Consider the following 11,323-nt stretch of genomic DNA (forward strand, 5'->3'; position numbering starts at 1 on the left):
ACTCTCCTGTGGATTATTTTTTCGCTTCGACACCGTCTGCGTCTGAACGCAGCAGGAACTGTTCCGTCGTTTGCGGGATATGGCGAATCAGCCAGTCTGCCATTTCGCGCTCTTCTGCGAGGATCGTCTCAATGGCAGGCACGGAGGCGGTATCGCCCGCTTTTTTCGCCGCAGCGAGCAGGGAGGTGTAGCAGGCGATTTCAAACTGTTCGAAGACATAGCCGCTGATCGAGCCCTTAACGATCTCATCGGACGGGAACATACCGCCGATGGATTGACCCAGGGCCGCCATTTTGCTCATCGAGTCTTTTAAGACCGAACGAGAAATATCATTACGGTCGAGGATTTCCTCCAGCAATGTAATTTGCCGTTTTGTCTCATTAATATGTTGCTCAATTCTGGCGCGAACATCAGGATAATTATCAATACGGCTGGCCATGGACTCCAGCATAGATTCGGCTTGCTTTTCCATTGCATGGGCATCGCGTAGCCAGTCATGGTAGTGTTCTACGTGATTCATCATTGTATCCTCATTAGGGGTTCGCTTATTTGGTCTCACTTTCAGCAGCCTGATCGGCACGTGCGGCACTGTAGCCAGATAAGTGGCCGACAATATTGGCGTAAATGCTGATGATAATGACCCATAGCACGCTATTTTTCCACCATATTACGGAAGGGATAGCGAGAATGAACCATATTATTGCTGCCGCTAAATGGCACCGTTTAATTGTCCTGGGACTGATGCTCATTTTATTTAACCTGTCTTATCGCGTCATTTCTGCGCTTTTTGGTTAATATTGCCAACGGCCAGGTCGGTGAGTTTAAGGTCGGTCTCTTTCTCTTCTTCCAGCGTTTCGGCAAGAAGTTTAACGGCTTTTTTGTAGCCCAGTTGTTCTGCGAGGGTCGCAAGGGTACCGTAGCTGGCTATTTCGTAATGCTCCACTTTTTGCGCAGCGGCAATTAACGCGGCATCACGCACTTCATTTTTTTCCGTACTTTCGATAACTTCGTTGGCTTCTTCAATTAAGCCTTCCATTGCCACGCACTTCATGCGCTTGAGCTTAATACCGTCTTCCTGTTCGACGATCTGGTCAATACGTTCAATCTGACCCTGCGTCTCCTCCAGGTGCGCGGTGAATGCGGCGCTCAGCTTCTCGCTGGAGGCGGCGCGAGCGAGTTTGCTTAACGCTCGGGTAAGTTGTTTTTCAGCGCTGTAGGTATCGGACAGAAGATGAATAAATACATCCTCAACACTTTTCATATTCATAATAATTACGCTCCGGTAAAATAAGGAAAGGGTACTGCGAGCTTTTCAGCCCGCAGCATGCTCTCAGGTTTTATTAAAAGAGTACTAAATAAGATCAGGAGTTATCAGATTTACGGCCTCCGCCGTGACTGTTCTGTCCCCCTTTCTTACCCGCTTCAGATGCGCGTTGCGGATCGTTTTTGAAATTACCACCGCTGTGCTGGCCGCCTTTACGTCCAGCTTCTGATGCTTTTTCACGGTCTTCAGCGAAATTACCGGAACCACCACGATGCTCTGCCATATTAAACCTCATAGTCATATATTGGTTATGTCAGTACGATACGAAAATATTCCGTATCACTCGTCGTTCGAGTAATAACTCTAGTCGCTGTGAGGCATACGTCAAATTCGTTTCGCCATTAGCGGTTGCGTTATATTTAATTATTGCTGCGTTTGCGCTTCGCTTGGTTTGGAAATATGGAAGTGTGGGAAGGACTTGTAAACAAATGATCGGATTAGTCCTAAGTTTCATTTAAAAATCGGAAGGTTGAGGCCAATAATAATGGCGTAGCAAAAACGAATAATTTGCAAGCGGTGATTAGGAGAAAATTACCCCTTAAGGGCTAGAAAAAATAGCCGCTACGAATCATAAGGAAAATCCTGGAAAAAGATGACGAGGTGGCTGACAGGGGTCGGTAGCACACGGTTTAACCACTGGCGTCTTAAGATCACAAATCAGAAATTCTTCCCCCCGGAAGGAACGGCCTTCTCTACACTCCAGGTAATATTCACTGGAGGCATGACATCATGGCGAACACCATCACGGCTGATGATATTCGGGAACATTTTTCGCAGGCTATGTCGGCGATGTACCAGCAGGAAGTTCCGCAGTACGGCACCTTGCTTGAGCTGGTCGCGGACGTAAACCTGGCGGTTCTGGAAAATAATCCACTATTACATGAACAACTGGCGAACGCCGACGAGCTGGCACGCCTGAACGTGGAGCGTCACGGGGCGATCCGCGTCGGTACGGCACAAGAGCTTTCCACCCTGCGTCGTATGTTTGCCATCATGGGCATGTTCCCGGTCAGCTATTACGATCTTTCTCAGGCGGGGGTACCGGTCCACTCAACGGCGTTTCGTCCGGTTGACGATGCGGCGCTGTGCCGCAATCCGTTTCGTATCTTTACCTCACTGCTGCGCCTTGAGCTGATTGAAAACGTGGCGTTACGCGAGCGGGCGGCAGAAATTCTCTCTCAGCGGAACATCTTTACGCCGCGCTGTCTGGAACTTATTGACCTCCATGAGTCGGAAGGGCACTTTACCGAAGCGCAGGCGCACGAGTTTGTGCAGGAAGCGTTAGAAACCTTCCGCTGGCACCGTCATGCAACGGTCGACCAGGAGACCTACCTGGCGTTGAGTAACGAGCACCGCCTGATAGCTGACGTGGTCTGCTTCCCGGGGTGCCATATCAACCACCTCACGCCGCGCACGCTGGACATTGACCGGGTGCAGGAGCTGATGCCGAAGTACGGGATTGAGCCCAAAATTCTGATCGAAGGGCCGCCGCGTCGTGAAGTGCCGATCCTGCTGCGTCAGACCAGCTTTAAAGCCCTCGAAGAGCCGGTGCTTTTCGCCGGGGAACATAAAGGCACCCACACCGCGCGCTTCGGTGAAATTGAACAGCGCGGCGTGGCACTGACCCCGAAAGGCCGTGAACTGTACGATAGCCTGCTGGCCCAGGCCGGAACCGGAAAAGATAACCTCACGCACCAGCTGCATTTGCGGGAGATTTTCAGCGCCTTCCCGGACAGCGAAATGTTCCTGCGCCGTCAGGAGCTGGCGTATTTTCGCTATCGCCTGACCCCAGCGGGAGAGGCCCATCGTCACGCGTTTCGTCCGGGGGATGACCCGCAGCCGCTGATCGAGCGCGGGTGGGTGGTGGCCCAGCCGATAATTTACGAAGATTTCCTTCCGGTCAGCGCGGCGGGGATTTTCCAGTCCAATCTCGGGAATGAAACCCAGGCGCGCAGCCACGGAAATGCCAGCCGCAATGCGTTTGAAGCCGCGCTCGGCTGCCCGGTGTATGACGAATTTACGCTCTACGAGGAGGCGGAAACGCGCAGCAAACAGCGTTGCGGTTTGCTCTGAAATCGTTACTCTTCAGGGGGGTGATGGAAAAAATAAGGTCGTTATGCAAAATCCTTCCGCCCCTGTGGTTGAAACGCGCCAGGGCGCACTGTCTGGTTTAACCGATGAAAACGTTCACCTCTGGCGCGGTATTCCCTATGCCGCACCGCCCGTTGGCGACTGGCGCTGGCGCTCACCCCGGCCGCCGGAACGCTGGGATGGCGTGCGTGCAGCTACCGACTTTTCGCCCTCAAGCTGGCAAAGCAGTGAATATTGTCAGGAGCTGGGCGGGGGCGATCCCGGCCAGTTTTCTGAAGACTGCCTCTATCTGAACGTCTGGTCCCCTATCGACCGTACCGGGCCGCTGCCGGTCATGGTCTGGCTTCACGGCGGCGGGTTTACGATCGGCGCCGGAAGCCTGCCGCCGTATAACGGCAAAGCCCTGGCATCCCGCGGGGTGGTTGTCGTCACGATTAACTACCGTCTCGGCCATCTCGGCTTCTTCGCCCATCCCGCTCTGGAAGGGGAAGAGGAGCGGGTGGTGCATAATTTTGCCCTGCTTGACCAGATCGCCGCGCTCGAATGGGTGAGGGATAATATTGCCGCGTTTGGTGGCGACCCGAATAACGTGACCCTGTTTGGTGAATCCGCCGGCGCGCGCAGCGTGCTGTCGCTGCTGGCCTCGCCGCTGGCGGAAGGACTATTCCATAAGGCGATAGTGCAAAGCGGGTACACTTTGCCGGATACGCCGCGCGCGCAGGCCCTGCAAAAAGGGGAAGCGCTGGCCGCCCACTTCGGGTTGGAAAATGCGACGGCAGAGCAGCTGCGCGCGATCCCGCCCGAGGCGTTCTGGCCGCTGACCTCGCCGCTGAACGTCGCCCCGGCCCCTATCGTTGGGGATTGCGTTCTGCCGGAGGCGATGCTGGACGTCTTTTTCGCCGCCCGCCAGCATCCCGTGCCGGTGATGATTGGCTCCAACAGCGATGAAGCCAGCGTGATGGCGGTGTTTGGTGTCGATCTCGCCGGGCAGATCCAGAAGCTTCGCCGGGAGCGCCGCTTCGGGCTGGGGCTCATCAAGCTGCTTTATCCGGGCGTGAAGGGCGACGAGGAGCTCGGCAGGCAGGTGTGCCGCGACATGGCCTTCACCACTATGGGCTACGTGGTGATGCAGGCCCAGCAGCGCGTCGGCGGGCTTTGCTGGCGCTACTGGTTTGACTATGTGGCCGAAGCGGAACACGCCACCTATATCAACGGTGCCTGGCACGGCAATGAGGTGCCGTACGCGTTCGATACCCTCGGGCAGGTGGAGCCTTCGCGCCAGTACGTTAACGAACGGGATCTGGCGTTTGCCGCCCAGGTAGCTGATTACTGGGTGAGCTTTGCGCGCGATGCCGGAACGCATGACAGCCTTCACGGGCCGACGCGCTGGCCCGCCTGCCGCAAAGGGCGGGACGTGCTGTTACGCATTGGTGTGAATAAACATGCAGGTTTCAGGCTTGAAAACCGCTTTATGCGCGCCCGCATGAGCCTCTTCAAGCGCGTAATGAAGCACCACGTCAGCCTCGATTAAGCAAACAGGCGCGAAACGCCGCCAGACCATTCTCCTGACAAGGCGTTTCGCGCAGCACCAGCCGGTAGCTCGCGCCGGTTTTAATGCTGGTCTCATAGGGCCGCATTAGCCTTCCGGCGCGGATATCTTCTGCCACCAGCGTTTCGTCGGCAATGGCTACGCCCAGTCCCTGAATGGCGGCGGTAATGGCGAGATCCATCGTATCGAAGTGTTGATTTTTGTGCATAGCAAAGCCCGGACCTTCCTGATTCGCCAGCCACAGTGACCAGTCTGTCTTATCCCTTGTCGGATGAAGAAACGTCAGCGAACCCAGCGCGGCACCCGCTCGCACGGGGCTGAACACCGGCGTCAGCGCCTCTTCGAACAGCAGATCGCCTGCGCTCATGTGCGTGCCGAAGACGATGGCGGCATCGTAAGATTCGGTTTTGAAATTGACGTTATGATCGGTCGTGGTGGTGAGCGCGATCTGCAGATCCGGCTGCTCGCGCTCCACTTCCAGCAGGCGCGGCACCAGCCAGCGCATCGCGCAGGTGGGGGCCTTGAGGCGGATCACCGTGTGCTGGCTGCGGGCCTGGTCGGCCACGCTCAGCAGCTGTTCGAAGGAGGACTGCAGTTCGGGAAGCAGGGCGCTGCCCTGAGGGGAGAGACGCAACCCGCGCGCGTGGCGTTCAAACAGCGGAAAGCCAAACCAGGCTTCAAGGGAGGCAATCTTACGGCTCACGGCCCCCTGCGTCAGGCAGAGTTCCGCGGCGGCATGGGTAAGATTCAGATGACGCGCGGTGACTAAAAATGCGTCGATGGCATTGAGCGGGAGCGAACGGCGTGACATTGAAACACCTCAGCTATGCATTTTTCTCATGGCTATTATGACAACAATTCGATTGTCCCGGCAACGGAGTTGTTGTTTGAATAGTTATGCAATATCCATGAGAAGGGAAAGAGGATGACTTTACGAACGCCGGTGCAAACGCGCTCTAAGCTGCCAGACGTGGGGACCACCATTTTTACCGTTATCGGCCAGCTTTCGGCCCAGCATAACGCCATCAACCTTTCTCAGGGGGCACCGAATTTTTCCTGCGACCCGAAGCTGATCGCCGGCGTTACCCGCGCGATGGAGGCAGGGCATAACCAGTATGCGTCGATGACCGGGCTGCAGCCGCTCAAAGAACGCATCGCCGATAAGATTGCCGCGCTCTACGGCACGCAGTATAACCCTGCCAGCGAGGTGCTGGTCACCGCCAGCGCCAGCGAAGGGCTCTATTCGGCGATAAGCGGGCTGGTGCACCCTGGCGATGAGGTGATCTACTTTGAGCCGTCGTTTGACAGCTACGCGCCGATTGTTCGTCTGCAGGGGGCAACGCCTGTCGCCATCAAGCTCACGGTGCCGGATTTTGCCGTCAACTGGGATGAGGTCCGTGCGGCAATCACCCCGCGCACGCGCATGATCATCATCAATACGCCGCACAACCCGAGCGGCCAGGTCTTTTCAGCCAACGACCTGCAGCAGCTGGCGGCGCTGACGCGCAATACCGACATCATTATTTTGTCTGACGAAGTGTATGAACACGTCGTGTTTGATGGGGAACCGCACCACGGGATGGCCACGCACCCGCAGCTGGCGGAACGTAGCGTGATTATTTCTTCTTTCGGAAAAACCTATCACGTCACCGGCTGGCGCGTGGGTTATTGTGTGGCACCCGCAGAGCTGATGGACGAGATATGTAAAGTCCATCAATTTTTGATGTTCTCTGCCGATACGCCAATGCAATACGCGTTTGCAGAACACATGACCGATCCGCAAACCTGGCTGTCGCTGTCGGCGTTTTACCAGCGTAAGCGCGATCTGCTGCACGGCCTGCTGGCCGATTCGCCGTTTACCCTGCTGCCGAGCGCCGGGTCGTTCTTTATGCTGGCGGACTACAGCCAGTTCAGTGACGAGCGCGACAGCGAGCTGGTGAAGCGGCTGATTGTTGAGTACGGTGTTGCCACCATTCCGCTGTCGGCGTTTTATGCCGACGGCACGGATAATAAATTGATTCGTCTCTCTTTTGCGAAAGATGAGGCGACGTTACGGGCAGGTGCTCAAGCCCTGTGTCGGGTTAAACCACGCTAAGGAGTATGAGATGAAATTACGCGCGTTAGTTGTCGGCATGGGATTGCTGTGTACCTTTTCCTCCTTCGCGGCCACCGAGCTGCGCTACGGTCTGGAAGCGGAATACCCGCCGTTTGAAAGCCGTAATGCGGCAGGCGAACTGGAAGGGTTTGACGTTGAGCTGGGAAATGCCATTTGCAAAGCGGCAGCGCTGAAGTGCAGCTGGGTCGAAACCTCGTTTGACGCGCTGATCCCGGGGCTGGTGGCGAAGAAGTTTGACGCCATCAATTCGGCGATGAATATCACCGAACAGCGCCGCAAGAGCATCGATTTTACCCAGCCGATCTACCGCATTCCGTCTCAGCTGGTGGGCAAGGCCGGTACGGCGGTCGAAGCAACGCCTGAAGGGCTGAAGGGGAAAACCATCGGCGTGCTGCAGGGGTCTATTCAGGAAACCTATGCCAAAGAGCACTGGGAAAAGCAGGGTGTCACCGTGGTGTCGTATAAAGATCAGAATATGGCCTGGGGTGACCTGCTGAATGGCCGCATTGATGCCTCGCTGGTCATGTCCGCGGCCGGGCAGGCGGGTTTCCTCAGCAAGCCGCAGGGAAAAGGGTTTGGCTTCATCGGCAAACCGGTGTCTGACGACACTATCCTCGGCAGTGGGATCGGCTTTGGGTTGCGCAAAGGTGACGAGGCCACCAAAAAGCAGCTTGATGCCGCCATTGATAAAGTACGTGCCGACGGCACGATCGCCAAACTCGCTGATAAGTACTTCCCGGGTATCGATGTCAGCGTAAAATAACCGCCTCATTGGCCCCGTCAGCTGATGTCCTGACGGGGCATTTTTCTACACATTTTCCAGGCTTTCTTTACACCACTTTCGGGCCGTTCTGGTCGACAGAAAATATTTCTCACTTTGTTCAGATAATCACCGGCCAACAATTGGATTCTTAACCATTTTTGTTTAGGCTGTGCGTTCTTTCTTGCCGTCATTTCGCCGAGCGCGAAACACATTCACACGACCATAAGGACGTTTTTCCAGGCATGAATCGCAGACGTTTTCTAAAAGGCTCGCTGGCTGTGGCAGCCCTGAGCGGCACCTCCGGCCTTGCTTCCCTGTTTTCCAAAGCGGCATACGCGGCTGACTCTGACATCGCTGACGGTCAGAGCCGTCGGTTTGACTTCTCCGTACTGCAATCCATGGCGCATGACCTGGCGAAAACCCCGTGGGGTGGCGCGCCGCGTCCGCTGCCGGAGACGCTGGCGACCATGACGCCGCAGGCGTATAACGCCATCCGCTACGATGAAAAACAGTCTCTGTGGAACAACATTGAAGGGCGTCAGCTGGACGTGCAGTTCTTCCATATGGGAATGGGGTTCCGCCGCCGCGTGCGGATGTTCTCGCTGGACCAGTCTACCTCTATGGCGCGCGAGATCCACTTCCGCCCTGAGCTGTTCAGCTACGGAGACACGGGTGTCGATACCAAACAGCTGGAAGGGCAAAGCGATCTCGGCTTCGCGGGCTTCCGCGCCTTTAAAGCGCCTGAGCTGGCGCGCCGCGATATCGTCTCTTTCCTCGGGGCGAGCTATTTCCGCGCGGTGGACGACACCTACCAGTACGGGCTTTCCGCGCGCGGTCTGGCGGTAGATACCTTTACCGACACCCCGGAAGAGTTCCCGGACTTCACCTCCTTCTGGTTTGAAACCGTCAAGCCTGGCGATACCACCTTTACCGTCTATACGCTGCTGGACAGCCCGAGCGTCACCGGTGCCTATAAATTCGTGATCCACTGCGAGAAGAGCCAGGTGATCATGGAGGTGGAAAACCACCTCTACGCACGTAAGGACATTAAGCAGCTGGGCATCGCGCCGATGACCAGCATGTTCAGCTGTGGCAACAACGAACGCCGCATGTGCGACACCATTCACCCGCAAATCCACGACTCCGACCGCCTGGCAATGTGGCGCGGCAACGGGGAGTGGATCTGCCGTCCGCTCAATAACCCGCAGAAGCTGCAGTTTAATGCCTATCTGGACAAAAACCCGAAAGGGTTCGGCCTGCTGCAGCTCGATCGCGATTTCTCCCACTATCAGGACGTGATGGGCTGGTATAACAAGCGCCCGAGCCTGTGGGTTGAGCCGCGCAATGACTGGGGGAAAGGATCTATCGCGCTGATGGAGATCCCAACCACCGGTGAAACGCTGGATAACGTGGTCTGCTTCTGGCAGCCGGAAAAACCGGTGAAAGCGGGCGACGAGCTGGACTTTAAATATCGTCTCTACTGGAGCGCGCAGCCGCCGGTGCGTTCCCCGCTGGCCAACGTTTACGCGACCCGCACCGGCATGGGCGGATTCCCTGAGGGCTGGGCGCCGGGCGAACACTATCCGAAAGTGTGGGCCCGCCGCTTTGCGATTGATTTCGTCGGCGGCGACCTGAAGGCCGCTGCGCCAAAAGGCATTGAGCCGGTGATTACGCTCTCCAGCGGTGAAGCGAAGCAGGTTGAGATCCTTTACGTTGAGCCGTTTGACGGGTATCGCATTCTGTTTGACTGGTACCCAACGTCGGATTCGACGGAGCCGGTGGATATGCGCCTGTTCCTGCGCTGCCAGGGCGATGCCATCAGTGAAACCTGGCTGTATCAGTATTTCCCGCCAGCGCCGGATAAACGTCATTACGTTGATGACCGGGTAATGCGTTAACGATCGATTCCCTCTCCCTGTGGGAGAGGGTTAGGGTGAGGGGCAATGACCGCAACACAATCCGAAACTATTCCCGTATCTGACGCGCTCGAGCTTCGCGCCGTCGAAGAGCGTTACACCGCCGAACTGCATAACCTCGTCGTCAAAAACAGAGCCTATCTGCAAACCGCCTTTGAATGGGCGCAGCACGTGGGCAGCGAGGACGATACCCGACGCAACGTGCAGAGTAACCAGATGCTGCACCAGCGCGGCTACGCCAAAATGTTTTTGATCTTCAGGGAGGATGCGCTGGTCGGCGTACTGTCGTTTAATGCGATTGAGCCTGCCAACAAAGCCGCGTACATCGGCTACTGGCTGGATGAAGCACACCAGGGGCAGGGGATCCTCTCGCAGTCGCTGCAGGCGTTTATGCGCTACTACGCTGAGCGCGGTGAGATCCGCCGTTTTGTGATCAAGTGTCGGGTGGCGAATCAGCACAGCAACAGCGTGGCCCTGCGCAACGGTTTTACGCTGGAAGGGTGCCTGCGGGAAGCGGAATATCTGAATGGCGCCTATGACGATGTGAACATCTACGGCAAAATTTATACCCTATAGCGCTCCCAGCAACGGCGTGCGGGTGATGCGCTGGTCGCCGTTGATCACCTTTTCACCGCGCAGGTGAATGCTCTCACCAGCAAAGGCCTCTATCACCGCATCGTCGGTGATTTCTACCCGATGCTCAATCAGCACGTCGCCGCTGATCCGCGCGCGTCCCTGAATCACCACTTTATCATCCAGCATGATCGGCCCGCCGCGCAGCCATGCCTGACCGCCGATCAGGACGTGGTGCTTGATGATGCAGTTTCCTTCCACCACGGCGTTCTCGGCAATCTGAGAGCTGTAGCGCACGGTAGGGATGGCGTCATCGTCGAAACCGGCTATCACGCGGGCGTTGCCGTACACTTTGGCGCAGTCGCACACCCAGACGTTGTTGAGTTCGTTACCTTCGAGGATCGCGCAGTCGAACACTTCGGCGCGGTGCTCAACAAACGCGTTATTCACCATCGCCTCGCCGTATATTTGTGCCTGATGCACAATGCGCGATCGGCTTACCGTCGCCTTGCCGTAGATTTGCAGGATCTGGTCGTGGTCCGGCGTGAGTCCTTTAGCGGCAATGATGACGCTGTTGTGCAGCACGCGCGCATCGCCGTAGAGATGGCACTCACCCCGCACGCAGGAGTGCTGAATAGTGACGTTGTCACTTATTCGCACCCCGTGGCTGACCTCTGCGGCGTCAAGCCAGCAGTTATCGCCGATATGCGCGTCATGGCTGACGGTGCACGGCAGGGTCAGGCGCGCGTTGCCGGACACGGTTGCGCCAGCGAATACCACGCTGTTTTCATCGTAGATCCAGCAGTCTCCATCCTGCGCAAGGGCGCGCTCATCGTCAATCCAGCCGCCTTTCGTGCCGGCCTTCACATCGTTAAAGTCCACCGTAGCGATAATCTGCCGCAGCGTCGTTGAGTGGGATGTTTCGCCATTTTTCCATTGCCAGAGCCGGGTTTCATCGCTGAGCCGATACTTATTCATCGTGGGGTCCCTG

At 56.6% G+C, this 11,323-nt stretch carries 12 protein-coding genes; 6 read left to right on the forward strand and 6 right to left on the reverse strand.

All coding sequences use genetic code 11. From position 1 onward, the window contains the following. Positions 1-13: 13 nt before the first annotated feature. From OKF39_RS11910 to OKF39_RS11925, 4 genes are all read right to left on the reverse strand, one after another. Positions 14-520 carry a ferritin-like domain-containing protein gene (locus tag OKF39_RS11910; RefSeq protein ID WP_028013107.1) on the reverse strand — a complete coding sequence of 169 codons (507 nt, stop codon included), beginning with the start codon at positions 518-520 and terminating at the stop codon, positions 14-16. A gap of 25 nt (positions 521-545) precedes the next feature. Then, the gene (locus OKF39_RS11915; protein ID WP_008502273.1) at positions 546-749 is read right to left on the reverse strand and encodes a hypothetical protein; all 204 of its coding nucleotides are present in this window, start codon (positions 747-749) and stop codon (positions 546-548) included. Positions 750-772: 23 nt separating this feature from the next. Continuing rightward, complete coding sequence (locus OKF39_RS11920; protein ID WP_008502272.1) at positions 773-1,267, reverse strand: YciE/YciF ferroxidase family protein; 495 nt, start codon at positions 1,265-1,267, stop codon at positions 773-775. A gap of 94 nt (positions 1,268-1,361) precedes the next feature. Further along, complete coding sequence (locus OKF39_RS11925; protein WP_004150795.1) at positions 1,362-1,547, reverse strand: con-10 family general stress protein; 186 nt, start codon at positions 1,545-1,547, stop codon at positions 1,362-1,364. Between the two features lie 506 nt (positions 1,548-2,053). Here OKF39_RS11925 and hglS point away from each other — a divergent pair. Further along, positions 2,054-3,397, forward strand: a complete 1,344-nt coding sequence (gene hglS, locus OKF39_RS11930; protein WP_028013108.1) for a 2-oxoadipate dioxygenase/decarboxylase HglS — start codon at positions 2,054-2,056, stop codon at positions 3,395-3,397. A gap of 43 nt (positions 3,398-3,440) precedes the next feature. Then, positions 3,441-4,946: a carboxylesterase/lipase family protein gene (locus tag OKF39_RS11935; RefSeq protein ID WP_248203514.1), complete on the forward strand. Its 1,506-nt coding sequence runs from the start codon at positions 3,441-3,443 to the stop codon at positions 4,944-4,946. On the opposite strand, the gene OKF39_RS11940 is transcribed toward OKF39_RS11935, so the two are convergent. Next, the gene (locus OKF39_RS11940) at positions 4,933-5,775 is read right to left on the reverse strand and encodes a LysR family transcriptional regulator (RefSeq protein ID WP_193531858.1); all 843 of its coding nucleotides are present in this window, start codon (positions 5,773-5,775) and stop codon (positions 4,933-4,935) included. The genes OKF39_RS11935 and OKF39_RS11940 overlap by 14 nt on opposite strands. Positions 5,776-5,889: 114 nt before the next feature. Here OKF39_RS11940 and OKF39_RS11945 point away from each other — a divergent pair, with 114 nt between their 5' ends. The 4 genes from OKF39_RS11945 to rimL all read left to right on the forward strand — a co-directional run bounded on the left by OKF39_RS11945 (position 5,890) and on the right by rimL (position 10,335). Beyond that, complete coding sequence (locus tag OKF39_RS11945) at positions 5,890-7,059, forward strand: pyridoxal phosphate-dependent aminotransferase (protein WP_063438032.1); 1,170 nt, start codon at positions 5,890-5,892, stop codon at positions 7,057-7,059. A 10-nt stretch (positions 7,060-7,069) separates the two neighbouring features. After that, positions 7,070-7,843: a transporter substrate-binding domain-containing protein gene (locus tag OKF39_RS11950; RefSeq protein WP_025756391.1), complete on the forward strand. Its 774-nt coding sequence runs from the start codon at positions 7,070-7,072 to the stop codon at positions 7,841-7,843. 242 nt (positions 7,844-8,085) lie between these two features. Then, positions 8,086-9,741 (forward strand): glucan biosynthesis protein D, encoded by a 1,656-nt coding sequence (locus OKF39_RS11955; protein ID WP_045260490.1) that lies wholly within the window; start codon positions 8,086-8,088, stop codon positions 9,739-9,741. 45 nt (positions 9,742-9,786) lie between these two features. Next, positions 9,787-10,335 (forward strand): 50S ribosomal protein L7/L12-serine acetyltransferase, encoded by a 549-nt coding sequence (rimL, locus tag OKF39_RS11960; RefSeq protein WP_479982942.1) that lies wholly within the window; start codon positions 9,787-9,789, stop codon positions 10,333-10,335. Here rimL and ydcK read toward each other — a convergent pair. After that, positions 10,330-11,310, reverse strand: a complete 981-nt coding sequence (ydcK, locus tag OKF39_RS11965; protein ID WP_479982943.1) for a YdcK family protein — start codon at positions 11,308-11,310, stop codon at positions 10,330-10,332. The genes rimL and ydcK overlap by 6 nt on opposite strands. Positions 11,311-11,323: the final 13 nt, after the last annotated feature.

Source organism: Enterobacter cloacae complex sp. HYC042_NIDB, from assembly GCF_056673315.1.